The organism is Pseudomonadota bacterium (assembly GCA_027624715.1).
GTDB lineage: Bacteria > Pseudomonadota > Gammaproteobacteria > Burkholderiales > Eutrophovitaceae > Eutrophovita.
The window spans coordinates 13370-37494 of the sequence record JAQBTV010000010.1; the positions used below are offsets into that span (position 1 = coordinate 13370).

The window sequence follows — 24125 nt, forward strand, 5'->3', positions numbered from 1 at the left end:
TATTAACGTCCTTCAGAAATTCACTTTAGTTGAACTTTTCAATGATAAAGTTATTGAGATTGTATGTATCGTTTATGATAACACTGTGAATCGGATACTTTTGTTAATTTTTTTCTATGTGATGTGGGCAGGGAAAAGTGCGCTAGCCCAAGATCTTCCTGATTTGGGGGACCCATCTCGTGATGATTTTTCTCCATTTCAAGAGCAGACTATCGGGGCATCGATCATGGGTAATATACGATCAAGACCTGCTTACGTGTCGGATCCCGAGATTGCTGATTACCTCAACCACCTAGGGTATCAATTAGTAGCCAATAGCGATTCTCCCGCTACTGACTTTTATTTTTTTGTGCTTATTAATCAGACACTAAATGCTTTTGCCTTACCCGGTGGGTATGTTGGCGTTCATTCTGGATTGATTCTAGATTCGGATAATGAGTCGATGTTGGCTGGAGTCTTGGCGCATGAAATCGCTCATGTGACGCAGAGACACATCGCCCGAGTTATTGCGGGACAAAGCAGGGTGCGAATCGGTTCATTAGCGGCCATGGCGGCAGCCATTCTAGCGGCTCGATCAAACGGAGATGTTGCGCAGGCTGCTGTGATGACTTCTGCTGCGTTACCGATACAGAGTCAGTTAAATTTTACACGCGAGCATGAGCGGGAGGCCGATCGCATTGGGCTTCGAATACTGAAGCAGGCCAAGTTTGACCCTCATCAGGTCCCGTTATTTTTTAAATATTTGCAACGCCAATCAAGACTTTATGAATCAGGAATTCCTGATTATTTGAGAACTCATCCTATTAATTCAGAGAGGATTGCTGACATAGAGGCTAGATTAGCGAAAGTGTCTTCAAATCAAGTTGAAGACAGTATCGCGCTCCTGTTTGTTAAGGCTCGTTTAAGGATCTACCAAGATGGATCTTTAAAAGCGATTGAATTATTTAAAGAACAACTTAATTCGCAAGACAAAAAAGCTAGAGTCGCCGGAATGTATGGGTTACTTTGTGCTCAGATATTTTCAAACGAGTTAAATGTGGTCACGCTTGATGAGGCGAGAGCAGAGCTCGATACAGCATTGAGCTTCGAGCCAGGACATCCAATGCTCTTGTCGTTAGAGGCTGATTTCGAGCGGTTGTTCGGGGATCTTGAGCGTGCTGACGCGTTGTATGCTGAGGCTTTGGTGCGATATCCAACGAGAAAGTCACTCGCGTATGGTTACGCGGAACTTCTCTTGTCCTCTGAGAGATTTACAGATTTAGAAAAATTAATGTCGAACCTTGTTTGGAATGCTGAAGTCCGTGACTCGAGGTATTATGAATATCGAGCAAAAGCATATGCTGGTTTGAAACGAAAAATGGCCATGCACCTAGATTATGCAGAGGGTCTTGCATTGAAGGGAAATTTAGTCGGAGCTATTAATGAGCTGCTTTCAGCACAAAGAGCAACCGATGGTGATTTTTTTCTGCGTACTTCGGTTGTTTCTCGTCTGCGGGAGCTAGAGGAAATGCAAAGAGCGTTGGAGAAGTGATATGAGATTTGATATTGATGGATGATGCAAAATTCTAATTTGAATTAGGGGTGGTTGATGTTTTCATTTGTAGATGGAGTGATTGAAGAGCTTGATCAGAGTCTCAGGGTATTAACCGGGGCGGTATCGGCGCATCGTGATTTGCAGGTTTCGGAGTCCGATGTAGAGCTTAATGACCAGCAAAAAAAAATGTCTGCTAAATTTATGCGAGTGAATCATACGGGTGAAGTGTGTGCCCAAGCGCTGTACCGGGGCCAAGCCGCGGTTGAGACAAATACAGACATTAAGGGTGAGCTGATTCAATCAGCTCGAGAGGAGCTGGATCATCTTGTGTGGACGAAGCAACGAATAGAAGAATTGGGTGGGAAAACGAGTGTACTCAATCCACTATTTTATGGTGGTTCATTCGCTATTGGAATGTTAGCGGGACTGTTTGGTACACAAACCAGTCTTGGTTTCTTGCGAGAAACAGAACGCCAAGTTGAGTCGCATCTGTCTGAGCACTTGGACCGGTTGCCTGTCGAAGATGTGCGTAGTCGCGTAATTATTTCTCAAATGAAACAGGAGGAGCGGTACCACGCGGATCGCGCTCAGCGTCTTGGTGCGAGTTCGTTACCTAAGCGTGTGAGTGTATTGATGGGTTTGATGTCGAAAATCATGACAAGAACAACGTTTTTTGTTTAATTCAGTCCTGACTTTCGGCCGAGGGGACATAAATTTCAAAATCATGAGTAATTTGAGCTGATTTACCGAGCATTATCGATGCGGAGCAATACTTTTGCGCAGATAAGTTGATCGCGCGTTCTACAATATTTTTGCTGATATTTTCCCCATAAATCTTGAAATGTAAGTGAATCCAGGTGAAGATTTTTGGATCAGTTTCTGCTCGTTTTGCCTCAATTTCTACGGTGAGATCAGTGATGTTTTGCCGTGATTTGCGCAAAATGGTCACTACATCATAAGCGCTGCATCCGCCGAGGCCCATTAAAAGCATTTCCATGGGACGTGCCCCCTGATTCTTGCCACCAGCTTCTGCTGAGCCATCCATTGTTATGGTGTGCCCGCTACCGCTATTTGCGTTAAAGGCAACGCCGTCCAACAACTTAATTGTTGTTTTCATTGATGATCCATTTTTAGGGAAGAACTTTTGATTGTATAAGTTTAACCAATTTTATTTAGTTTGGAATTGCGGCATACGCATATCACAAAAATAACAATATAATCATGTAGTTATAAAGGTACGTCTAGATTTAATTTTGCACTACGCTGTATAATTAAAAAATATTAAACTTAGTGATTCTTTACTAATCTATTGTTTAGTTTCGAGGAGGTTTGAGGTTGAGTTCTGAAAATTCAGTGAATGAGCAACGTCGTATGCTTGTTGTATCGACCGGTGCGGTCGGTGCGGTAGGCGCGTTAGCTGCGATATCGCCACTTTTTGTCAGCATGGCGCCTAGCGAGCGGGCAAAAGCTGCAGGTGCTCCCGTAGAGGTTGACTTGACTAAGTTGGAACCGGGAATGCTCATTACGGAGGCGTGGCGCGGGAAACCGGTTTGGATTTTGCACCGTACGGATGAGATGTTGAGTAAGCTGGCGGAGACTGCCAATCTCGTGTCAGATCCCGACTCTAAATTGCCGATGCAGCCGGATTATGCGAAAAATGTTGAGCGCTCAATTAAGCCTCAATATCTGGTCTTAGTGGGTATTTGCACCCACCTTGGCTGCTCGCCCACTCAAAAGCTTGAGGCGGGAGCAGCTTCTGGCCTTGGGGCAGACTGGAATGGGGGGTTCTTTTGTCCCTGCCACGGCTCTAAATTTGATCTTGCTGGGCGCGTATATAAAGGTGTGCCAGCACCCGCGAATCTAGAGGTTCCTCCGCACCAATTTTTATCTGATTCCCGATTGTTAATTGGGGACGACGTAGCTAGGAGTTAATTTGATGCTTAGACCAGTAATGACCTGGATTGATGAACGCTTCCCCATGAGTAAGATGGTGCGGGAGCATCTCACTGAATACTATGCACCAAAGAATTTCAACTTTTGGTACTTCTTTGGCGCTTTAGCCTTAGTTGTGTTGGCGATACAAATTCTTTCTGGCATTTTTCTTACGATGCATTACAAGCCAGATGCTGATAAAGCATTTGCATCTGTGGAATACATCATGAGGGACGTACCTGCGGGATGGTTAATTCGGTACATACACTCGACTGGAGCGTCCATGTTCTTTGTCGTTATTTACTTGCACATGTTTAGGGCGCTTTTGTATGGTTCATACCGAAAGCCTCGAGAATTATTATGGATCTTTGGGATGGTAATTTACTTGTGCCTGATGGCGGAAGCATTCTTTGGTTATCTTTTGCCTTGGGGGCAAATGTCTTACTGGGGGGCTCAGGTAATCGTCAACTTATTTGGTGCTATTCCTTTTATTGGTCCTGATTTGGCTATTTGGATTAGAGGAGACTACGTTGTTTCCGATGCAACGCTAAGTCGATTCTTCGCGCTACACGTGATCGCCGTGCCCATCGCTCTACTTGGGCTTGTGGTGGCGCACATTATTTCTCTCCATGAGGTGGGCTCTAATAATCCTGACGGTATTGACATTAAAAAACACAAAGACCCAATAACAGGTAAGCCTCTGGATGGTATCCCTTTCCATCCCTATTACACGGTGAAAGATTTATTTGGTCTTGTGGTCTTCCTGATCATATTTGCATCGATTGTTTTCTTTGCCCCAGAAATGGGTGGGTACTTCTTAGAGCACAACAACTTCATTCCAGCAGATCCGTTAAAAACGCCACCGCATATTGCGCCCGTTTGGTATTTCACACCTTTTTACTCGATTTTAAGAGCGGTTCCGCCGATGTTTGGCTCTCAATTCCCGGGTGTTTTAGCTATGGGTGGCGCAGTCATCATTTTGTTCTTGTTACCTTGGTTGGATAAGAGCCCGGTGCGATCAATAAGGTATAAAGGGCTACTTTTTAAGACATCGTTGGCGATTTTTGTAGTGTCATTCTTGCTACTTGGATATTTAGGGCTAAAGCCTATTAATATTTGGGGTCAAATCGGAGGTGCTGATGTGGCCACGTTGGTGGCACAGCTTTGTACGGCACTTTATTTTCTGTTTTTCCTATCCTTACCTATCGTTTCTCGACTTGATCGAACAAAGGCGGAGCCAGACCGGGTGACTTCATGAAGAGTACTTTAATCTTTTTGAGTTTCTTGTCTGTAGTTGGATTGGCAAGCGCAGCAGTTGGTGGGCATAGGCTGGATAGAGCTAATATTGACGCCTCTGATGCGGAATCGCTACAACGGGGAGCAAAAATATTTGTAGATCGGTGCGTGAGTTGCCATTCAGCCGCTTCTATGCGTTATAACCGACTTACTGATATAGGCCTCTCAGAGAATCAGATCAAGCAGTATTTTATTGCTGACGATATGGTTAAAGTGGGTGACACCATAAAGAGTGCCATTCCAGCGTCAGATGCAAAAGCCATGTTCGGTGTGTTGCCGCCTGATTTGTCTGTCGTTTCTCGGTCAAGAGGGGCAGATTGGCTCTACACGTATCTACGAAGTTTTTATAAAGATGACACTGCAACTACGGGTTGGAATAACCTTCTTTATCCTAATGTTGCCATGCCAAACGTCTTCTCGCAGGAACAGGGTGTTTTTAGTGCTGTGCATTCTATGAGCGGACTAAGTCTAACGGTTGAAACGGAAGGGTCATTAACAGCCGACACATTCGATGATCTGATGTTAGATTTAACAAATTTTTTAGTTTATATGGGAGAGCCAGCGGCGGAAAAACGCAAGCAAATTGGCAGTCTCGTGATTATCTTCCTGATTCTTTTTGCTTTCATGGCTTGGGCTGTCAAAAGAGAATTTTGGAAGGACATACATTGATAAAGAACGTTAAGAAAAAGGCGTTAATTAAAAACGGGGGACAACAAAAATGATGACGCTCTACTCGGGCACGACATGCCCTTTTAGCCAAAGATGTAGGATTGTTTTAATAGAAAAAGGTATGGATTTTCAGATTGTAGATGTGGATTTATTTGATAAACCGGAGGATTTAGCTGTGATGAATCCTTACAATCAAACACCGGTTTTAGTAGATAGAGATTTTGTACTTTATGAATCAAATATCATTAACGAGTATATTGATGACCGATTTCCGCATCCGCAATTGATGCCGGCTGATCCTGCGCTTAAAGCAAGAGCTAGATTGTTTCTGTTTCATTTTGAGGATGATCTTTTTTCGTATATTCCAGCCATGGAATCCGGAACGGTACGTCAGGCTGAGCAGGCTAGGAGCCAGGTTCGAGATGGTTTGATTCAAATTGCTCCGGTTTTTTTGCGTCAGAAATATATGCTAGGTGACGATTTTTCTATGCTTGATGTGGCTATCTCGCCACTCCTTTGGCGACTGGATCTTTATGGTATCCATCTTCCCAAACAAGCGGCTCCCATCATGAAGTATGCGGAGCGATTATTTAGCCGTTCTGCTTTTGTTGAGGCATTAACGCCCTCAGAAAAGGTGATGCGTAAGTGAAGGCGCTTCCCTCAACTTGGCCCTATCTTATTCGGGCTATTTATGATTGGTGTTGTGATACATCGCAAACGCCCTATCTTTCGGTTCGGGTGTCAGAAGCATCTAATGTTCCTATGGAACACGCTCAGGATGGCGAAATCGTTTTGAACATTGGTGCAGGCGCAACAAGAGATCTGCGAATTGAAAATGAAGCAATCACTTTTTCGGCTCGCTTTAATGCGATCCCTAGGGAAATTTACGTCTCAATTAAAGATGTGAAGAGGATTTTCTCTCGAGAATCTGGGCAGGGGCTTGCATTTGATTTACAAGATACTTCAGAGCAGCAGAGCCCAAATATTGTAGAAAATGAACTGGTGGATCTAGTTCGTATTTCATCGAAGAAAAGGTTAAGGATCGTTAAGAAGCCAATTAGTGATTGAAGCATTTATAATCAATACTTCAGCCGGCATAGCTCAGTTGGTAGAGCAGTTGATTTGTAATCATCAGGTCCGCGGTTCGAATCCGTGTGTCGGCACCATAATTTTGAATATTACCGGGAGGTTGTAATGCTCATTGTAAGCAATACGAAAAACCGATTGGGGTGGTTGCTAGGCTTTTTTCTCTGCGGGCTGGCAACTTTAGAAGTAGTTGCTGCTGAGGTGACCTTCGAGGACGCGCAAATCCGTACTGTGCATGCGCGTAAGGCGATGGAAGAGATGAAAAGGCCATACGATGCCGCCATTGAGAAATCTCAAACGAGACGTGCTACGGTGGCTGATCTCACCGCAAAGTTGAAAGCTGCTCAAGCAGAGCTTGATGAGGCTGAGGTGCAAGTTCTCAGTCTTGAGAAGGAATATGAAAAGCTACAAAAAATTTGGGCAGAGGAAGCAAAGAGGCTCAAGGAAATTCATAGTAAAGAACGTCGTTAGTCCTACAATCAATATGAAAATCGGGTTAAAACTCGCATGAAGATCCACGAATATCAAGCGAAAGAAATTTTGCGTGCCTACGGGGTTAAAACCCCAAAGGGAGTCCCATGTTTTTCAGTAGAGGAGGCAGAAGCGGCTGCTCGAAAATTGGGTGGAAATGTCTGGGTCGTAAAAGCACAAATTCACGCTGGAGGACGCGGTAAGGGTGGTGGCGTCAAGCTTGTTAAATCCTTTGACGAAGTGAGGTCGGTCGCTTCAAGCATCCTTGGGATGCACTTGGTGACACATCAAACGGGCTCAGGTGGACAGTTAGTCAAACGCCTCATGGTTGAAGAGGGCGCGCAGATTGAAAAAGAGGTATATGTAGGCATGGTTGTTGATCGCTCGACTCAAACCATATGTCTTATGGCCTCCTCAGAGGGAGGTGTGGACATTGAGGAGGTGGCGGCTTCTACACCTGGAAAAATCTATAAAGTTTTCATTGATCCTAAGCAAGGGCTTGATCGAGTTGCGGCGCTTAAATTGAGTGAACAAATTGGAGTACCTCGAGAGGTTCTAGAAAAAGGGGCTGACCTATTTGAGGGGTTATATCAAGCATTTGTTGATACCGATGCCTCGTTAGCGGAAATCAACCCCATGGTTCTCACAGCCGATGGCGACGTATTGGCGCTTGATGCGAAAATGAATTTCGATGCTAACGCATTATTCAGGCAGCCTAAGATCCTCGATATGCGTGATTTGGATGAGGAGGATCCTGCCGAAATTGAGGCCTCAAAATTTGATCTGTCTTATATCTCTCTAGATGGAGACATCGGCTGCCTCGTTAATGGTGCAGGCTTAGCTATGGCAACTATGGATGCCATTAAATTGTTTGGTGGTGAGCCAGCGAACTTTTTAGATGTGGGTGGTGGCGCCACCACTGAGAAAGTTACCGAGGCGTTCAAAATTATGTTGTCTAACCCAAAGCTAAAAGCCATTTTGGTAAATATTTTTGGTGGCATTATGCGCTGTGATGTTATTGCGACTGGTGTTGTCGAGGCGGCAAAACAGGTTGATCTCACTGTTCCATTGGTGGTTCGCATGAAGGGAACTAACGAAGATTTGGGTAAACAGATTTTAAGAGAGTCTGGGCTGCCAATTATTTCATCTGACAATATAGCTGATGCGGCTCAGCGGGCCGTCGAAGCAGCGCAAGGTGGTCAATAAGATGTCGATCTTAATAAATAAAAATACGCGAGTTATTACCCAAGGAATTACGGGAAAGACCGGTCAGTTTCATACTCAAATCAGTCGGGATTACGCAAACGGTCAATCTTGTTACGTTGCTGGCGTGAATCCGAAAAAAGCTGGGCAAGATTTTGAGGGGATCCCGATTTATGGAACGGTGGTTGAGGCGAAACAGCAAACCGGGGCAACGGTATCTGTGGTTTATGTGCCCCCAGCCGGGGCCGCTGCTGCGATACTGGAAGCAGTAGAGGCGGAACTTGATTTGGTGATTTGTATTACTGAGGGAATTCCGGTTAAAGACATGATTGAGCTCCGGCATAGCATGCGTAGCATGAATAGTCGTACGTTATTGCTTGGGCCAAATTGCCCAGGTGTGATCACGCCTGATGAATTAAAAATTGGGATCATGCCGGGACATATTCATAGAAAAGGCCGTATCGGTGTGGTTTCTCGATCTGGGACGTTGACGTATGAAGCTGTTGCTCAATTAACTGAGTTGGGTCTCGGGCAAAGCACGGCTGTCGGTATTGGTGGCGATCCTGTTAATGGCCTCAAACACATTGACGTATTAAAACTATTTAATGAAGATCCAGGAACTGATGCCGTTGTGATGATCGGTGAAATTGGTGGTACCGATGAAGAAACTGCAGCCGTTTGGGTTAAGGAGCACATGTCAAAGCCAGTTGTGGGATTCATAGCTGGAGTTACTGCGCCTCCTGGAAAAAGAATGGGACATGCAGGAGCTATCATTTCAGGCGGTCAGGGAACTGCCGAAGGAAAGCTTGAAATCATGGATGCCAGTGGCATTTCGATCACTCGAGACCCATCTAAAATGGGATCGCTGCTACAGTCAGTTCTCTGACGTAATTTTTTTTGAATAGATGGCCTCGGCAATGCAGCTCGGGCACAAACAGGAGTAACCACGATCCCCAGATAAGATATTCGGGAAATCGGTAGCGCACCAGCACGGTTGAGTGTCGCGTATCCCACAATTAAACTCAGTCCTGCACCGCTCACACAAGTTCACAGTCATTGTCTCCGCTCGATTTAGTTCAGAAAAGGAACTGCCATTCCTTTTTTGACTGCCTCTCTATTTCCGATCGTGTCGTACCAGATAGAAACGCTAGGATAATTGGCCAGTTCGATTTTATGCCATTCGTGTCGAGCCACCCAAGGAAATGTAGCGATATCGGCTATTGAGTAGTCTTCGGACATAAATTCATTTTTAGACAAGTGATCATCAAGCACACCATACAGCCGGGCAGTCTCTTTTTGATAACGATCAATAGCATAGGGAATTGGTTCTGGCGCGGCTCGAAGAAAATGATGGACTTGTCCAAATATTGGTCCAGGTCCGCCCATTTGGAACATGAGCCATTGAATGGCGGTGTACCGATTAGGGCCTGAGGCTGGCAGAAATCGCTGAAATTTTTCTGCTAGATAAATCAAAATGGCACCCGATTCAAAGAGTGCTAGAGGTGATCCACTATCTGTGTCGTGATCGACAATCGCTGGAATTTTATTGTTGGGGCTGATCGCCAGGAACTCAGTAGAGAATTGTTCGTCTTTACCAATATTGATACTGATTGTTCGGTAGTCTGTGGCTAGCTCCTCCAGCATGATCGAGACTTTTCTGCCGTTCGGCGTTCCCCATGTGTATAAATCTATCAATGTAATCCCCCATGTTAAGTAGTTGTATGATGGTGGTCATCATGTAGGTTATTTACAAACAGTTTAAACGAAGAGGTTACTTAAGTCCTTGGTTAAGTGGATACTGACGATAACTCTTATTTTAGGTTTAGCCGCATACACTAAACCTATTTTTCGCAAATTACTGGGAAAGTTGTTTGGTCGAGAGACGATGCCCGGTGATATCACGATGCATGTCTTTGGGCGAAAGTTATATTTGCCGTTTGGCTCGACGGTTTTATTTAGTTTTATTGCGACCTGCTTATATTGGAGTATTCGTTGATGCCTTAATGGGTTTCATTCAACATTATTTTTGTTTAGGAAGTCCGTGTTTCAAAGCGGTAACGCGCGTATTTCTTATGCGTTGATTGATGGTGCCGACATTTTCTCTATTCGGTAAGTCATCATATTTGAGTGATTTTAATATGTCTAATGCATGCGTAAGACTTGCTAAATGTTGTGGATACGTTTCTTCCGCAAGGATGTGGCCGATAATTTTCGCGGCGGCCAAGACATTTTTAAAGCGTTCTGGGTTTCTTAAACCGTCAAGGTGCATCACAAGATCCAGCATATGTTCATTTGATAGCTCAGATGCGTGAGAGATTGAGCCAAGATGGCTTAAAAGAAGCACGGAAGTTTGATATTGAGACTTAGAGGCTCTGAGTCGGGTCAATAATGCTTTCGCATATTCGATATTACGGGCGACCACGTCGGGGCTTTTGTTCCTGATAATCGCGGTGAGGTCCTGTTCGGTCAATAACGAAAAAATTGCTACCCTAATTTCAATGGACGATTGATTGGCTGCGGCAAGGTCAAGAGCTTTGAAAATGAGTTCTCGATTTCCAGGTTTAAGCGTACCGTGTGAGAATGTATTGCTAATTGCATTTAAAGCCCCGCAGTTTATCAAGTTATCGATCATTCGAGCTGGAGCTGTTCCCATGAGCCCCTTTGTGATCTCGTTCCAAATTCGTTCAGGACTCAAGTGCTCCAGCTCACCCGAATTAACGATATTAACCATGAGGCTGTATGTCTCCGGGTGAATGTCGAAATCAAGTTTAGACGTAAATCGGCATACTCGAAGTACGCGCAGTGGATCCTCAACAAAGGCGCCGCTGACATGCCTGAGTACTCTTTTTTTTAGGTCGGAAACTCCGTCAAATGGATCGATCAATGCGCCTTCAGTGGATTTGGCGATCGCATTAATCGTTAGATCTCTTCTCTCTAGATCTTGCTCTAAGGTTACTGAGGGCTCCGCACGAAAGGTAAAACCTTGATGACCGTGGCCCGCTTTGCGCTCAGTGCGTGCAAGAGCATATTCCTCTTTCGTGCGAGGATGTAGAAACACTGGAAAGTCTCGACCTACCGGAATGAAACCTTGTGCGATCATTTCTTCGACACTCGAGCCCACTACCACAAAGTCTCGATCAGTGACCGGCAGACCCAGTAAATCATCCCTGACTGCTCCGCCAACTAGATAATAAGATGGTTTATTCATAGAGATTACAGTGCTCGAATGGCGAGTTCTTTAAGTTAATTGAGAAAGGTAGCTTGGTGCAATGCTTTCAATTGTTTTGTAAGCGGTGATTACTGCTGTGTCACACGTATTATCGATGGACATGGATGCCAAGTTATCTCGAGTGATCAGGTTAAGTTGAAGCAGCTCTAATATTCTTACTTGCAGTTGGGCCGCCCAGTCCGGAAGTGGGATTATCCTTGGAGAGAATCGGCCAAATGCGGTGGCGTAGCGAACCAGTTCGATTAGTTCATACTGTCGTGGCCCACAGAGCTCTAGTAGCAATCTTTTTTCGTCTCCGTTGATGCAATTCATTACAGCTTGAGTGACATCACCAACGAATATGGGTTGGAACTTTGCTGTAGGTTTGGCTAGTGGTATGAGGGGCAACCAATTGGCAAGCTTGGCGAACATTGATAAAAAAGAGTCTCCATCGCCAAAAACGACCGATGGACGAAGTATGTACGAAACAATTGACTTTTGTAATGTCTCCGAAATAATTTTTTCTCCTTCAGCTTTTGATCTCAGATAGGCACTTGGCGCTGAGACTAGGGCTTTAAGTGCTGATAGGTGAATGAGTTTACTAATTTTTTTGTTATTACAACTGGAAACAATTTTTTCCACAAATCTTGCATGAAACTTTGTAAAGTCACCCTTCCGAGTTTCATGGAGAATGCCCACACAATTAATGACGATGTCAACGCCTACAAATAATTGATCAAGACTGTCAAGTTTGGAAATGTCAGTTTGAAGTAGCTCTACGTTTTGAAGGATGATCAAACCACCTTTTGTGCGCTCCCTGTTTCTAGTGGGTATTCGAACTTGATAACCGGCTCTTGAGAGGGCGTGAGCCAGGTAGCCGCCGATAAATCCGGCGCCACCTAAAATCAATACTGTAGTCTGGTTGTATTTATTCATTAAATTTCCCACTTATATGTTTTCTTGATGATATTCTATCTTCAAACAATTAAGTAATAAGAATATAGTCACATTAAAAATTCTTTAGCTGTAATTTTAAACATTAAAGTTTTAGGTTGAATGATGACGCAAGATGATATGAAGCGTGCGGCAGCACGAGAGGCGGTAAACCATTTATCTAGAGGCGATATTGTTGGGGTCGGTACCGGCTCTACTGCAAATTACTTTATCGAAGAATTGTCCGTTTGGGGTGGGGCTACTGGAGCGGTGGCCAGCTCTGAGGCAACCGCTTCTCGCCTGCGTGATTGTGGGATTCGTGTTTTAGATCTTAATGAGGTAGGTGCCTTTGGTGTTTATGTTGATGGGGCAGACGAAATAAATCATAAGTTTGAAATGATTAAAGGTGGTGGTGGTGCGCTCACTAGAGAAAAGATTGTTGCGGCTGTAGCTCAGAAATTTATTTGTATAGTTGATAAGAATAAGGTTGTCGATGTTTTGGGGACTTTTCCGTTACCTGTCGAGGTAATTCCGATGGCCAGTGCGCAGGTCGCGAGAGCGATAAGGGGCTTGGGAGGGACGCCAGAATTAAGGAAAGATTTTTTGACGGATAACGGTAATTTGATACTGGACATTCATGGACTGAGTATTAAAAATGCTGTAGAACTGGAGCGGCAGCTCAATAATATAGTTGGCGTCGTTACGAATGGTATCTTTGCGAATAGACCTGCAGATATAATGGTTGTAGGGACAGGAGACGGTGTTCGCGTCTCAAAGAGCTGAATTTATTGAGGTCTTGTAACGGATTCGTAATATTCATCCCGCATTATAAAAGATTTATAATATCCTACGACATTGAAGAAGCGTTAATTTATGAATATTGAGCAACACACATTGAAGAAGTTTGATGCCGAACTCGAGGGTTTGCGTGCTCAGATCTTGAAGATGGGCGGTTTGGTTGAGGAGCAGATTGCTCAAGCATTAAACGCGTTAACGACCGGTGATTTAGCCTTATGCGAGCAGATTGAGGAAGGTGACCATAAAGTCAATGCGATGGAAGTTGATATTGACGAGAAAATAAGTCGCGTCATTGCCCTGCGTCAGCCGGCAGCTGGCGATCTTCGGTTGCTGATGGCCTTTGAAAAAACAATCACTGATTTAGAGCGAATCGGTGATGAGGCACACAAGATCGCACGTATGACAAAACTCATATATACGAATGAACGCATCCGTATGCCTCGAACGAATGAGATACGACATATGTCAGACATCAGCTTGGCCATGCTGAGAAACGCCCTGGATGCTTTTGCCAGACTTGATGCCTCGCTCACAGCTGAAGTGATTGCTAGAGATGACGATGTTGATGAAGAATTCAAGGCCATACTGCGTCAACTAATCACCATGATGATGGAAGATCCGAGAACAATATCTATGTCTATAGAAATGCTATTCATCGCTAAAGCGATTGAGCGTATTGGAGACCACGCAAAGAATATTGCTGAATACGTCATTTATATCGTTAAAGGCAAGGATGTCAGACACTCTCCTAGAGAAGAGGTCGAGCGTCAAGCAAAGAGCTAGATATAGCTCAGATCACCAATAGTTATAACAATGCTTACTCAGTCAACGGGCACAAAACCCTCTGCGCTATCTGCGCCATCCCCGAAGAAGTATTTCTCCGTTTGCTCTTTTAAATATTTTCTCGCTTCAGGGTCTGACAGGTTGAGTCGATTTTCATTGACAAGCATTTTTTGTTGCTCCAGCCAGGTTGCCCAATATTTTTTAGAGACATTTTTGAAAATGCGCTCTCCCAATTCTCCAGGAAAAGGGGGGAAATTCATCGCTTCTTGATCAGGGCCTAATTTGATGCACGTCACAGTTTTAGTCATTTTTTAGTTTGATAGCCATTATTTGATTTCTTTCATATATATTTTTGAGCTTCTCTGATAGTTGTAAAGTTTTGCTTTAGCTCCGGGTAGATCTGTTAAGGTTTTTTTTCTGAAGCCGTTCTCCAAGAACCAATGAGACGATGCTGTCGTAAGGACGAAAACGTGGCTAAGCTTTTGTTTGGAGCAATTTGCTTCGATTTTTCTTAAAAGTCTTTCTCCGACCCCGGCATGTCGAAAGCTCGAGTGAACAGCCAAGCATGCTAACTCACCAATTTTTTCTTTGCTGAATGGATTCAGCGCAACGCAACCCACAATCAGACCATCATGCTCTACAATCGTAAAATTTTGGATTTCTCTTTCTAAATTTTCTCGAGCCCTCTTTATTAAAACACCTTCATTTTCCAATGGTTCGATTAAGCTCAGTATGCCACCAATATCGTCGAGTGTCGCACTGCGAATCGTTTCTAAGGGGTCTCGGCTAATCATTGTGCCGATGCCTTCATGGGTGAATAACTCTATCAATATGCCGCCATTGACTTTGCGGTCAATCACGTGAAGTCGATCAACACCGCCTTCAGAGGCTTTAATTAAACTTGCTCTTATGCGATCTTGCAGGGAGTTTTTTGTTTTATTTTTTGTATGTGATTTGAGTGCCGAGGTAGTGAGCTCTTTGAGAAGATTACCTTTTTTGTCGCTTAACCCCGCTTGGTCACTAAGGTAAATTAGCTTGTTGGCGCTTATGGCAATTGCAACTTCAGTAGCGACATCTTCATGAGTGAGATTAAAAATTTCTCCGGTTGCGGAGTAACCGAGTGGAGAAATCAGGACTAATTCACCGTCATCCAGTCTCTTTTTAATGGCCTCGTGCCTCACTTTCCTCACATCTCCAGAGAAGAGGTGGTCGACCCCGCTGATGACCCCTTTGGGTTGTGCAATGACAAAATTACCAGAGGTGACTCGTATGGGACTTCCTGCAAGAGGGGTGTTGGGAAGACCCATAGAGAGTAGCGCCTCAATCTCTAATCTAAGTCGGCCGTTTGCTTCTTTGACACACGCTAAGGTTTGTTCATCGGTCACTCTAATACGCCCGCTTGACAACACAGGTTTAATTTTTTTGGCTTTTATTGCTCGTTCTATTTGAGGTCTCGCGCCATGAATCAGGACAATTTTAACCCCGACACTTACTAATAAATTGATGTCGTGCGTTAAATCAGTAAAGTTTCCTTCTTCAATAACGTCTCCATCAAAAGCAATGACAAATGTCTGGCCACTAAACATGCGGATGTACGGTGCGGCCGACCGAAACCACATCACGAATTCTGTTGGGGTGCTCATTGGCAGTTCGATAAATTATTTAGGGGTCAGTCTAATGGCGCCATCAAGCCTGATCGTCTCGCCATTGAGCATGACGTTACTAAAAATACTCTGAACAAGTTGTGCATACTCGTACGGTCGGCCAAGTCTCGATGGGAAGGGTACTTGTTGTCCAAGTGAGTCTTGAACGTCTTTAGGCATGCCCATGAGCATTGCTGTTTCGAAAATGCCAGGTGCAATTGTTATGATTCGTATGCCGCTTCGCGAAAGGTCTCTTGCTATAGGTAATGTCATGCCAACAATCCCCCCTTTTGATGCTGCATAAGCTGCTTGACCAATTTGTCCATCAAACGCTGCGACCGAAGCTGTGTTGATGATAACACCTCGTTCGCCATCTGAGTTAGGCTCTTGCTTTGACATGACATCAGCGGCGATTCTGAGCATATTGAATGAGCCTATTAAATTGATGTTGATAACTCGTGCAAATGTTTGAAGTCTGTGCGGTCCATTTTTACCTACAGTTTTTTCCCCTATAGCGATTCCTGCGCAGTTAATGAGTCCCTGTAGCCCACCAAATTTAGACTGTGCTAATGCGATAGTTGCTTCCGCGTGCTCTTCTTTTGTGACATCGCATTCTATAAAGCTCGCAGCGGCTCCGAGCTTTGTCTCTAGGGCTTTCCCAGCCTCGAGGTTCATGTCAGCAATAACTACGCGGCCACCCTGGGCCACTACCATTTCAGCAGTTGCTGCGCCTAACCCAGAGGCGCCGCCAGTAACAATGATTGTGTTATCTTTAATGTTCATATCTGTGCCCTCTGTTTATCTTGATCAAAAACAAGCGACAAAGTATAACTTTTCTGAGTTTAGAAGTCCCCAAATAGTGCTTGTGAGATTGCTACTAGGCTGATGCCGGCGGTCTCAGCTCGCAGTATTCTAGGGCCTAATTTCAGTTCTAAAAAATTATTGGATTTGGCCATCGCGAGCTCTTGAGCAGCGAACCCCCCTTCGGGGCCAATCGTAATGGTGAGTTTTTCTTGATCACGAGGGATATTTTTAAGGGTGTTCGAGCCACTAGGCGAGAGAATAATCTTTGTTTCTTTGATAGTCGTGCTGCATGTGGTTTCGAGATAATCAGCTAGAGATAAAAAGGTTCTAACCGAGGGTACCTTCGTGCGACCACTCTGCTCGCACGCTGCAATAGCCACTTTATGCCAATGCAACTTTTTCTTCTCTAACTGTTGGGCATAAATTTTGAGTGAGCTTCTCTCAGCCTTGAAAACATTAATTTCTTGGACGCCCAGTTCTGTTGCCTTTTGAATCAGCCAATTCATCTTGTCGTTTGACATGACAGATTGGACCAAAGAGATTTTTAGCTTCGGCTCTGGGTTCACATCTGAGAAGTTAAGAATCTCAGCCATACGGCGGTCATTGGAGGCGATGACTAATTTTGCTAAATATTCACCACCACTCCCATCAAATAAATAAAAGAGCGCGCCTTCTTTCAATCTCAATGATGATTTGGCATGATTTTCTATGTCTTTAGGGAGCTCCAGTAGGATCTCGTCTTCATTAATTTTTCTGGGAAAATAAAATCTAGCGCCAGATTTTGGCTGTTTCGTATTGTGGTTTAAACTCATGACAAGATTCAAGGGTAAGATGATTCTATGATCGTACGCGAAATGCAGGCTTTGAGTGATGAGGGTAGAGTCACTAAGGTCTTTAATAGCGTCCCAACACTCATGGAAATATCAAGACGAGTTAAGTTTGCCCTTAGGTTTCGTTTGACATGTCAAAATTTAGCGCTACTGCAGTCCTAGATCAGCTGACTGATCTGGTTAAACGGATCTCTGAAAAAGAGATTATCCCTAATTTTAAACGATCTACCCACGTTCGTAAAAGTGATGGAAGTCCGATATCCCCTATAGACGCTGCAGTACAGTCTGCTCTAGAGGATAGCTTGCCGAAAATATTGAATGTGCCGGTGCTGGGCGAGGAAATGCCCGCAGATAAGCAATCTCAAATCTGGGGGTTGCGCGATTCCGGAATATGGTGTGTGGACCCGATTGATGGGACTACTAATTTTGTTAATGGCATTCCATACTTTGCGGTGTCGATTGCATATTTTTTGTCTGGAAAACCTACCCTGGGGTTAGTTCTTAATCCAATCAGTGGAGAAATTTTTACTGCGGAAGAAGCGGGTGGTGCGTACCTTGGAGATCAAAATTTATCGGACAATACTTCTCAGCATGCAACGCTAAAAGATTGTGTTGCTAGTGTTGACTTTAAAAGATTGCCGGAAGCTCTGAGGATGCGCTTAGTTTCCTCGCCGCCATATGCGTCTCAGAGAAATTTTGGTGCGGCTAGTCTTGAATGGTGTTATGTCGCATCAGGCCTATTCGATGTTTACGTGCACGGCAACCAGAAGGTTTGGGATTATGCGGCTGGCGCCTTGATTCTTTCTGAAGCGGGGGGTGTGATGTCATCTTTTGTGAGTACGAAAGAGTTCTTTTGGGCCAGTGATCTACTGTCGCGACCGGTTATTGCCGCGCGCGACCCTACTATTTTTGAGGATTGGTCGAATTGGTTGCATATTTCGTTGTAGTAGAGCCCCTTCTGAGTGATGTAAGTCTTTGTTTGTTGACGGCAAACCGGGAAATGGGTATCGTAGAAGGCTTTATTTTTAAAAGCGTAATCGCTGGGTGCATTCATGGAAATGATTGGGGGGCAAGTCGCCGAGTTATCGGGGGCTGAAATTGTTTCGCGCTGTTTGGCGGAGGAAAAAGTTGAATTCTTGTTTGGGTATCCTGGTGGAGCAGTGCTACCCATTTATGACGAGTTATTCAAACAAGATAAAGTTAAGCATATTTTAGTGCGTCACGAACAAGCTGCCGTGCACGCCGCGGACGCGTTTGCGCGGGCCACTGGTAAAGTGGGGGTCGCCCTGGTGACTTCTGGTCCAGGGGTTACCAATGCGATCACTGGTATTGCTACGGCCTATATGGATTCTGTCCCTATAGTAGTGCTTACAGGTCAGGTGCCAACTAAAGCCATTGGTGAAGATGCTTTTCAGGAGGTTGATACCGTTGGGATTACCCGACCCTGTGTCAAACATAATATCTTGGTTAGGCGTGCGGCGGATATTGCCCCGGCTATAAAAAAAGCATTTTATTTGGCGGCGACGGGCCGACCAGGCCCAGTTGTTGTAGATATTCCTAAAGATATAACGCAGGATAAAACTAATTATTTTTATCCTGATACTGTTTCTTTGCGATCCTATAACTTAGTAACTCGAGGTCATTCTGGGCAAATAAGAAAAGCCGTTGAATTGTTGGTATCGGCCAGGCGCCCGATGATTTATACGGGTGGCGGGATCATTATGGGTAACGCATCTGGGCTGCTTGCTCAGTTGGTCCGCGCCCTAGGTTATCCGTGTACGAATACGTTGATGGGCCTCGGTGGGTTCCCCGCAACAGATCCGTTATTCTTAGGTATGTTGGGCATGCATGGCACTTATGAGGCCAATATGGCGATGCAAGATTGTGATGTGTTGTTAGCCATTGGTGCACGGTTTGACGATCGAGTTATTGGAAATCCTGCTCATTTTATGAGTGTTGATCGTAACATTATTCACGTCGATGTGGATCCCTCATCAATATCAAAGCGTGTGAAGGTTGACGTTCCAATTGTTGGTGATGTAAAAGAAATTTTGAAGGTGATGCTCCAGTACATTGATGAGCTTTCAGCAAAATCGGGTAAGCCTGATATACAGGCATGGTGGCAGCAAATTTCAGAATGGCGAGAAAAAGACTGTTCGAAATTTACCTTATCAGATGAGGTCATTAAACCTCAGGCAGTCGTGCAAACATTTTATGAGCTCACTAAACATGAGGACGTATTTGTCACGTCTGATGTAGGGCAACATCAGATGTGGGCCGCGCAATATTTTAAATTTGATCGGCCAAGAAGATGGATCAACTCCGGAGGCCTTGGCACCATGGGGGTTGGTCTACCTTACGCTATGGGTGTTCAATTTGCTTATCCGGATGCAACTGTTGCGTGTATCACGGGTGAGGCGAGCATACAGATGTGTATACAGGAACTCTCCACAGCGAAGCAATACAGTTTGCCGATTAAAATCATCACCTTAAATAATCGCTACTTGGGTATGGTCCGGCAGTGGCAGGAATTTTTTCATGGGAATCGTTATTCCGAATCGTATGTGGATGCACTTCCAGACTTCGTTAAATTAGCCGAGGCTTATGGTCACGTCGGTATGCGTATTGAAAAGCCATCAGATGTAGAGGGTGCACTCAAGGAGGCGTTAGCGCTTAAAGATCGGTTAGTCTTTATGGATTTCATTACCGATCAGGCTGAAAATGTTTTTCCGATGATCCCTGGTGGAAAAGGGCTATCGGAAATGATTCTTGAATGATATCCCTGAATAAACTTTTTATCTAATTAAGGCAATTACCATGAGGCATATTCTTTCATTGCTTTTAGAGAATGAGTCGGGCGCTCTTTCGCGAGTTGCGGGCCTCTTTTCGGCGCGGGGATACAATATTGAATCTTTGACGGTAGCTCCTACAGAAGATCCATCGTTATCGCGGATGACGATCGTTACTATAGGGTCGGACGAAGTGCTTGAGCAAATTACGAAACAGTTAAACAAACTTGTGGATGTGGTGAAGGTCATTGACCTCACGGAGGGCAGTCATATTGAGCGAGAGTTAATGCTCGTAAAAGTGCGAGCTGTGGCGAAGGATCGAGAGGAGATGAAGCGTATTTCCGACATATTTAGAGGGCGTATTTTAGATGTTACGGATAAAACGTATACGATTGAGCTGACTGGGACCGGAGCGAAATTGGATGCTTTCTTTGATGCATTGGATCGAGAAGCCATTCTTGAAACGGTTAGGACGGGAGCATCAGGAATAGGGCGGGGTGATCGCATCCTAAAGGTCTAAAAAAAATTGACTTAACAATAACGTAATACATTTGTTGCGAGGTAACTATGAAAGTTTTTTACGATAAAGACGCAAATATACGGCTCATTAAGGGCAAAAAAGTGACTATCCTTGGATATGGGTCCCAGGGGCATGCACACGCACTCAATCTTAAAGATTCAGGTGTTGCTGTCACGGTGGGTTTGCGAAAAGGCGGAGCATCTTGGACCAAAGCTAAAAAGGCAGGTTTTGTGGTGAAGGAAATGGGCGCTGCAGTAAAAGGGGCTGATGTGGTGATGTTGCTTTTGCCTGATGAGAATATCGCTGAAGTTTTTGAGAACGACGTGAAGTCTAATATCAAAAAGGGAGCTGCGGTAGGTTTCGCTCACGGATTTAATATACATTTTGGGCAGGTCAACCCAGCTAAAGATATTGACATCATCATGGTTGCGCCAAAAGCGCCGGGACACACAGTGCGGTCTACTTACGTACAGGGGGGTGGTGTTCCTTGCTTAATTGCTATTCACCAAGACACATCTGGACTAGCAAAAGACGTATCTTTGTCCTATGCCGCAGCTATTGGTGGAGGTAAGGCTGGAATTATTGAAACCAATTTTAGGGAAGAAACAGAGACAGACCTCTTTGGCGAGCAAGTTGTTTTATGTGGCGGCACCACCGCACTAATTCAAGCTGGATTTGAGGTGTTAGTTGAAGCTGGTTATGCGCCAGAGATGGCTTATTTTGAGTGTTTACATGAATTGAAGTTGATTGTTGATTTAATTTATGAGGGTGGTATCGCCAATATGCGATACTCGATCTCAAATAATGCGGAGTACGGTGATATCACGCGGGGCCCAAGAATTATTAATGAAGAGAGCAAAAACGAAATGCGAAGAATCCTAAAAGAGATTCAAACCGGCGTATATGCCCAAGAATTTTTGCTCGAGAATAAAACGCGAAACACAAAACTTACTTCAATCAGGCGCATTGCTGAAGAACATCAAATTGAAGAGGTGGGGAGTAAGCTTCGTGCCATGATGCCTTGGATCAAAGCAAATAGATTGGTTGATAAGTCCAAGAATTAGGTTGATATGAGGTACTTTTGTGTAGAGGTTGGGTTCAAGCGTATTCTCAGAATCGATTGGGCAACGGGTTTTTGAGACTTAAGTGAACCGCGAATATCAACATCCTATAATAGCGAGAGAGGGATGGTCTTTTTTGCTCCTTGCGGGAGTGCTGGCCGGATTAAGTATTGTTTACAGTGTTTATTTGGCCATTCCGCTATGGCTAATTTTTATCTTGATCTTACAGTTTTTTCGAGATCCGACTCGCGTTACTCCTGAGGGTGATCGGTTTGTTTGCGCGCCTGCAGATGGACGCGTTATTTTTGTAGATGAGGCTTTTGATCCTTACGCCAATAGAGAATGTTTGAAGATTAGTATTTTTATGAATGTATTTAATGTTCATTCTAATCGTATGCCTGTATCAGGATTGGTTGAGGCAAAGCATTATTATCCCGGTCGATTTTTTAATGCAGATCTCGATAAGGCATCCGAGAGTAATGAGCGTAACGCTCTTCTACTCGTTTCAAAAGAAGGTCATCAAGTGACGTGTGTGCAGATCGCAGGTTTGATTGCCAGACGAATTTTTTGTTACGTCAATGAGGGAATGGAAGTGATCAAGGGTGAGCGTTTTGGCTTTATCCGCTTTGGTTCGCGAGTTGATCTTTATTTGCCTAAATCGACTAAAGTTCTGGTAAGTCTAGGGGATAAGGTCGTGGGTGGAGAGACGATCGTTTCCGAGCTGCCAATGCAGGAGTGAAGCCAGTTGGACAGTGAAGATAAAACGGTATTGAGTGCCGAGGATCGATTACTTACTCGCAGGCAAAGATTTTTTTGGCTACCAAATGCCATTACTATTTGTGGTTTATTCTCAGGTTTTTATGCCATTGTGCAAGGAATGAATCACGAGTTTGGATTGGCGGCAATTGGTATTTTTGCGGCGATGATTTTTGATGGGTTAGATGGTCGGATTGCGCGCCTCACTAAAACGCAATCTGCTTTTGGTGCTCAGTTTGACTCTCTGGCAGATATGGTTGCTTTTGGTGCGGCGCCCGCTCTAGTGCTCTACGAGGCTGAGCTTCGCTCGATTGGCGGGAAGCTTGCCTGGGTCGCTGCGTTCATATATGTCGGATGTGCAGCGCTAAGGTTAGCTCGGTTTAATACCAATATCGAGAATTGGGACAAGTCGTATTTTCAAGGTTTACCTAGCCCGGCTGCGGCAGGAGTGGTCGCTGGTTTTATATGGGCGACTACTGCGAATAATTTTCAAGGGCTACCATGGGTCGCCTGGCTCTTGGCTGTCATACTCGGCTTCACTATGGTCAGTAACATAAAATATTATAGCGGAAAGGAAATTAACCTTCGAAAGGCTGTGCCTTTCTCGGTTGTAGTTTTGATTTCGTTCTTTGTTATCCTAGTTATTAATTCAACAGATAATCTTCCCGAGTTACTGTTTTTAATCTTCCTATCTTATTTTCTATCGGGATTTGTGTTGTGGGTAGTGGTTTATTTTAAGCATCGACGCTCTCAAAGGGATCTGAAAGAGTAATTAAGGACAGTATCAAAGCCATTCTGTCTGCTGAACGACTTGCTACGGCTATGTAATAATTCTATATTGATGTGGACCGGCCATACGCCTCGAGTGTCTTTCGGGGGATTTACTAGATGCCGCCTGTTAGCAGTTTTGTTTTTTTTGGTAAAGTGTAAGCGGGCTTTTGATAATTTTTTAGATTGAAATAAGTGGATAAGGGCAGTTGCTAAATGGTGTGTTTCTATGACTGATCATTTGATAATTTTTGATACAACCATGCGGGACGGAGAACAAAGTCCTGGGGCATCAATGACTCGTGAGGAAAAGCTACGCATTGGCAAACAGCTTGAGCGTATGCGTGTTGACGTGATAGAAGCAGGTTTCCCAGCTGCGAGTAATGGTGATTTTGAATCAGTTAAGGCGGTAGCCGCAGCAATAAAAGACAGTACGGTTTGCGCTTTAGCAAGAACCTCAGAAAATGACATCAGGCGAGCTGCTGAGGCTGTCAAGCCTGCCAAGAGCGCTCGAATCCACACTTTTATCGCGACCTCACCAATCCATATGGAGAAAAAGTTACGGATGAGTGGTGATCAAGTTTTGGAGCTGGCCGTAAAATCGGTCACTTTAGCCCGATCGCTCTGTGAAGACGTGGAGTTTTCCCCTGAAGATGCAGGAAGGTCAGAGCCGGATTATCTTTGTAGAATTCTTGAGGCTGTTATTAAAGCAGGTGCTCGGACCATCAATATTCCTGATACCGTTGGCTACACTATGCCGGATCAGTTCGCAGAATTAGTGCGTAATCTAATCACCCGCATACCTAATGCGGATAAGGCTATATGGTCCGTTCATTGTCATAACGATCTTGGAGTGGCTGTTGCGAATTCGTTAGCGTCGATTGCTTCTGGGGTGCGTCAAATTGAGTGCACAGTCAATGGGCTTGGGGAGAGGGCAGGCAATGCGTCTTTAGAAGAAATCGTGATGGCTGTTCGGACAAGACAAGATTTTTTCCAATGTGACACTAGGATTGATGCGACTCAAATTGTTCCTGCCTCTAA

General features: G+C 44.5%; 27 protein-coding genes and 1 tRNA gene. 20 read left to right on the forward strand and 8 right to left on the reverse strand.

From position 1 onward, the window contains the following. Positions 1–85: 85 nt before the first annotated feature. Both O3A65_06975 and coq7 read left to right on the forward strand, forming a co-directional pair. Positions 86–1531, forward strand: coding sequence for a M48 family metalloprotease (locus O3A65_06975; protein MDA1332208.1), 1446 nt, complete (start codon positions 86–88; stop codon positions 1529–1531). A gap of 57 nt (positions 1532–1588) precedes the next feature. Further along, complete coding sequence (coq7, locus tag O3A65_06980; protein ID MDA1332209.1) at positions 1589–2215, forward strand: 2-polyprenyl-3-methyl-6-methoxy-1,4-benzoquinone monooxygenase; 627 nt, start codon at positions 1589–1591, stop codon at positions 2213–2215. 1 nt (position 2216) lies between these two features. On the opposite strand, the gene O3A65_06985 is transcribed toward coq7, so the two are convergent. Next, positions 2217–2651 (reverse strand): OsmC family protein, encoded by a 435-nt coding sequence (locus O3A65_06985; protein MDA1332210.1) that lies wholly within the window; start codon positions 2649–2651, stop codon positions 2217–2219. Between the two features lie 218 nt (positions 2652–2869). Between O3A65_06985 and petA the strand changes: the two genes are divergently transcribed. The 9 genes from petA (at position 2870) to sucD (ending at position 9077) form a co-directional block, all read left to right on the forward strand. Further along, the gene (gene petA / locus O3A65_06990) at positions 2870–3466 is read left to right on the forward strand and encodes a ubiquinol-cytochrome c reductase iron-sulfur subunit (protein MDA1332211.1); all 597 of its coding nucleotides are present in this window, start codon (positions 2870–2872) and stop codon (positions 3464–3466) included. Positions 3467–3470: 4 nt separating this feature from the next. Next, complete coding sequence (locus tag O3A65_06995) at positions 3471–4724, forward strand: cytochrome b N-terminal domain-containing protein (protein ID MDA1332212.1); 1254 nt, start codon at positions 3471–3473, stop codon at positions 4722–4724. Further along, a complete protein-coding gene (locus O3A65_07000) occupies positions 4721–5431 on the forward strand; it encodes a cytochrome c1 (protein MDA1332213.1) in 711 nt (236 codons plus the stop codon). The genes O3A65_06995 and O3A65_07000 overlap by 4 nt, the downstream gene beginning before the upstream one ends. Before the next feature lie 49 nt (positions 5432–5480). Next, positions 5481–6080 (forward strand): glutathione S-transferase N-terminal domain-containing protein, encoded by a 600-nt coding sequence (locus tag O3A65_07005; protein MDA1332214.1) that lies wholly within the window; start codon positions 5481–5483, stop codon positions 6078–6080. Further along, positions 6077–6499 carry a ClpXP protease specificity-enhancing factor gene (locus O3A65_07010; protein ID MDA1332215.1) on the forward strand — a complete coding sequence of 141 codons (423 nt, stop codon included), beginning with the start codon at positions 6077–6079 and terminating at the stop codon, positions 6497–6499. Before O3A65_07005 ends, O3A65_07010 begins: the two co-directional genes overlap by 4 nt. A gap of 22 nt (positions 6500–6521) precedes the next feature. Beyond that, positions 6522–6597 (forward strand) — tRNA-Thr (locus O3A65_07015). A gap of 28 nt (positions 6598–6625) precedes the next feature. Continuing rightward, positions 6626–6988 carry a hypothetical protein gene (locus tag O3A65_07020; protein MDA1332216.1) on the forward strand — a complete coding sequence of 121 codons (363 nt, stop codon included), beginning with the start codon at positions 6626–6628 and terminating at the stop codon, positions 6986–6988. 36 nt (positions 6989–7024) lie between these two features. After that, complete coding sequence (gene sucC / locus O3A65_07025) at positions 7025–8194, forward strand: ADP-forming succinate--CoA ligase subunit beta (GenBank protein MDA1332217.1); 1170 nt, start codon at positions 7025–7027, stop codon at positions 8192–8194. A 1-nt stretch (position 8195) separates the two neighbouring features. Continuing rightward, complete coding sequence (gene sucD, locus O3A65_07030) at positions 8196–9077, forward strand: succinate--CoA ligase subunit alpha (GenBank protein ID MDA1332218.1); 882 nt, start codon at positions 8196–8198, stop codon at positions 9075–9077. A 185-nt stretch (positions 9078–9262) separates the two neighbouring features. Here sucD and O3A65_07035 read toward each other — a convergent pair whose 3' ends face one another. The 3 genes from O3A65_07035 to O3A65_07045 all read right to left on the reverse strand — a co-directional run bounded on the left by O3A65_07035 (position 9263) and on the right by O3A65_07045 (position 12335). Beyond that, entirely contained in the window at positions 9263–9886 is a 624-nt protein-coding gene (locus O3A65_07035; GenBank protein MDA1332219.1) for a glutathione S-transferase N-terminal domain-containing protein, read from the reverse strand. 325 nt (positions 9887–10211) lie between these two features. Next, positions 10212–11399 (reverse strand): multifunctional CCA tRNA nucleotidyl transferase/2'3'-cyclic phosphodiesterase/2'nucleotidase/phosphatase, encoded by a 1188-nt coding sequence (cca, locus tag O3A65_07040; protein ID MDA1332220.1) that lies wholly within the window; start codon positions 11397–11399, stop codon positions 10212–10214. 30 nt (positions 11400–11429) lie between these two features. After that, positions 11430–12335 (reverse strand): complex I NDUFA9 subunit family protein, encoded by a 906-nt coding sequence (locus O3A65_07045; GenBank protein MDA1332221.1) that lies wholly within the window; start codon positions 12333–12335, stop codon positions 11430–11432. Positions 12336–12458: 123 nt separating this feature from the next. Here O3A65_07045 and rpiA point away from each other — a divergent pair, with 123 nt between their 5' ends. Beyond that, the gene (gene rpiA / locus O3A65_07050) at positions 12459–13115 is read left to right on the forward strand and encodes a ribose-5-phosphate isomerase RpiA (GenBank protein MDA1332222.1); all 657 of its coding nucleotides are present in this window, start codon (positions 12459–12461) and stop codon (positions 13113–13115) included. 90 nt (positions 13116–13205) lie between these two features. Continuing rightward, positions 13206–13913 (forward strand): phosphate signaling complex protein PhoU, encoded by a 708-nt coding sequence (phoU, locus tag O3A65_07055; protein MDA1332223.1) that lies wholly within the window; start codon positions 13206–13208, stop codon positions 13911–13913. A 38-nt stretch (positions 13914–13951) separates the two neighbouring features. Here the strand turns inward: phoU and O3A65_07060 are convergent, their stop codons facing one another. The 4 genes from O3A65_07060 to O3A65_07075 are packed head-to-tail and all read right to left on the reverse strand — an operon-like array spanning position 13952 to position 17172. Beyond that, entirely contained in the window at positions 13952–14221 is a 270-nt protein-coding gene (locus tag O3A65_07060) for an oxidative damage protection protein (GenBank protein ID MDA1332224.1), read from the reverse strand. Between the two features lie 18 nt (positions 14222–14239). Then, the gene (gene argA, locus O3A65_07065; protein MDA1332225.1) at positions 14240–15556 is read right to left on the reverse strand and encodes an amino-acid N-acetyltransferase; all 1317 of its coding nucleotides are present in this window, start codon (positions 15554–15556) and stop codon (positions 14240–14242) included. 15 nt (positions 15557–15571) lie between these two features. Continuing rightward, on the reverse strand, positions 15572–16339 hold the full coding sequence (locus tag O3A65_07070; protein ID MDA1332226.1) for a 3-hydroxyacyl-CoA dehydrogenase: 768 nt from the start codon (positions 16337–16339) through the stop codon (positions 15572–15574). 59 nt (positions 16340–16398) lie between these two features. Further along, positions 16399–17172, reverse strand: coding sequence for a 16S rRNA (uracil(1498)-N(3))-methyltransferase (locus O3A65_07075; protein MDA1332227.1), 774 nt, complete (start codon positions 17170–17172; stop codon positions 16399–16401). Positions 17173–17321: 149 nt separating this feature from the next. On the opposite strand from O3A65_07075, the gene O3A65_07080 reads away from it, so the two are divergent. The 7 genes from O3A65_07080 to O3A65_07110 all read left to right on the forward strand — a co-directional run. Next, positions 17322–18137: an inositol monophosphatase family protein gene (locus O3A65_07080; protein ID MDA1332228.1), complete on the forward strand. Its 816-nt coding sequence runs from the start codon at positions 17322–17324 to the stop codon at positions 18135–18137. 105 nt (positions 18138–18242) lie between these two features. Continuing rightward, positions 18243–19967, forward strand: a complete 1725-nt coding sequence (ilvB, locus tag O3A65_07085; GenBank protein ID MDA1332229.1) for a biosynthetic-type acetolactate synthase large subunit — start codon at positions 18243–18245, stop codon at positions 19965–19967. 40 nt (positions 19968–20007) lie between these two features. Beyond that, positions 20008–20499 carry an acetolactate synthase small subunit gene (gene ilvN / locus O3A65_07090; GenBank protein ID MDA1332230.1) on the forward strand — a complete coding sequence of 164 codons (492 nt, stop codon included), beginning with the start codon at positions 20008–20010 and terminating at the stop codon, positions 20497–20499. Between the two features lie 47 nt (positions 20500–20546). Beyond that, positions 20547–21563, forward strand: coding sequence for a ketol-acid reductoisomerase (ilvC, locus tag O3A65_07095; protein MDA1332231.1), 1017 nt, complete (start codon positions 20547–20549; stop codon positions 21561–21563). An 82-nt stretch (positions 21564–21645) separates the two neighbouring features. After that, entirely contained in the window at positions 21646–22299 is a 654-nt protein-coding gene (locus tag O3A65_07100; protein ID MDA1332232.1) for a phosphatidylserine decarboxylase, read from the forward strand. Positions 22300–22305: 6 nt separating this feature from the next. Further along, the gene (gene pssA / locus O3A65_07105) at positions 22306–23088 is read left to right on the forward strand and encodes a CDP-diacylglycerol--serine O-phosphatidyltransferase (protein MDA1332233.1); all 783 of its coding nucleotides are present in this window, start codon (positions 22306–22308) and stop codon (positions 23086–23088) included. A 225-nt stretch (positions 23089–23313) separates the two neighbouring features. Continuing rightward, positions 23314–24125 (forward strand): 2-isopropylmalate synthase (locus tag O3A65_07110; GenBank protein MDA1332234.1); only part of this gene is annotated, 812 nt, incomplete at its 3' end.

Excerpts from the sequence above, each read along its gene's own strand:
- cca (MDA1332220.1), bottom strand. The coding sequence starts at position 11,399 with ATGAATAAACCATCTTATTATCTAGTTGGCGGAGCAGTCAGGGATGAT.
- O3A65_07075 (MDA1332227.1), bottom strand. The coding sequence starts at position 17,172 with ATGAGTTTAAACCACAATACGAAACAGCCAAAATCTGGCGCTAGATTT.
- O3A65_07005 (MDA1332214.1), top strand. The coding sequence starts at position 5,481 with ATGATGACGCTCTACTCGGGCACGACATGCCCTTTTAGCCAAAGATGT.
- argA (MDA1332225.1), bottom strand. The coding sequence starts at position 15,556 with ATGAGCACCCCAACAGAATTCGTGATGTGGTTTCGGTCGGCCGCACCG.
- rpiA (MDA1332222.1), top strand. The coding sequence starts at position 12,459 with ATGACGCAAGATGATATGAAGCGTGCGGCAGCACGAGAGGCGGTAAAC.
- O3A65_07000 (MDA1332213.1), top strand. The coding sequence starts at position 4,721 with ATGAAGAGTACTTTAATCTTTTTGAGTTTCTTGTCTGTAGTTGGATTG.
- ilvB (MDA1332229.1), top strand. The coding sequence starts at position 18,243 with ATGGAAATGATTGGGGGGCAAGTCGCCGAGTTATCGGGGGCTGAAATT.
- O3A65_06985 (MDA1332210.1), bottom strand. The coding sequence starts at position 2,651 with ATGAAAACAACAATTAAGTTGTTGGACGGCGTTGCCTTTAACGCAAAT.
- ilvC (MDA1332231.1), top strand. The coding sequence starts at position 20,547 with ATGAAAGTTTTTTACGATAAAGACGCAAATATACGGCTCATTAAGGGC.
- ilvN (MDA1332230.1), top strand. The coding sequence starts at position 20,008 with ATGAGGCATATTCTTTCATTGCTTTTAGAGAATGAGTCGGGCGCTCTT.
- O3A65_07020 (MDA1332216.1), top strand. The coding sequence starts at position 6,626 with ATGCTCATTGTAAGCAATACGAAAAACCGATTGGGGTGGTTGCTAGGC.
- O3A65_07070 (MDA1332226.1), bottom strand. The coding sequence starts at position 16,339 with ATGAACATTAAAGATAACACAATCATTGTTACTGGCGGCGCCTCTGGG.
- sucC (MDA1332217.1), top strand. The coding sequence starts at position 7,025 with ATGAAGATCCACGAATATCAAGCGAAAGAAATTTTGCGTGCCTACGGG.
- O3A65_07080 (MDA1332228.1), top strand. The coding sequence starts at position 17,322 with ATGTCAAAATTTAGCGCTACTGCAGTCCTAGATCAGCTGACTGATCTG.
- coq7 (MDA1332209.1), top strand. The coding sequence starts at position 1,589 with ATGTTTTCATTTGTAGATGGAGTGATTGAAGAGCTTGATCAGAGTCTC.
- O3A65_06995 (MDA1332212.1), top strand. The coding sequence starts at position 3,471 with ATGCTTAGACCAGTAATGACCTGGATTGATGAACGCTTCCCCATGAGT.
- phoU (MDA1332223.1), top strand. The coding sequence starts at position 13,206 with ATGAATATTGAGCAACACACATTGAAGAAGTTTGATGCCGAACTCGAG.
- O3A65_07060 (MDA1332224.1), bottom strand. The coding sequence starts at position 14,221 with ATGACTAAAACTGTGACGTGCATCAAATTAGGCCCTGATCAAGAAGCG.
- sucD (MDA1332218.1), top strand. The coding sequence starts at position 8,196 with ATGTCGATCTTAATAAATAAAAATACGCGAGTTATTACCCAAGGAATT.
- O3A65_07045 (MDA1332221.1), bottom strand. The coding sequence starts at position 12,335 with ATGAATAAATACAACCAGACTACAGTATTGATTTTAGGTGGCGCCGGA.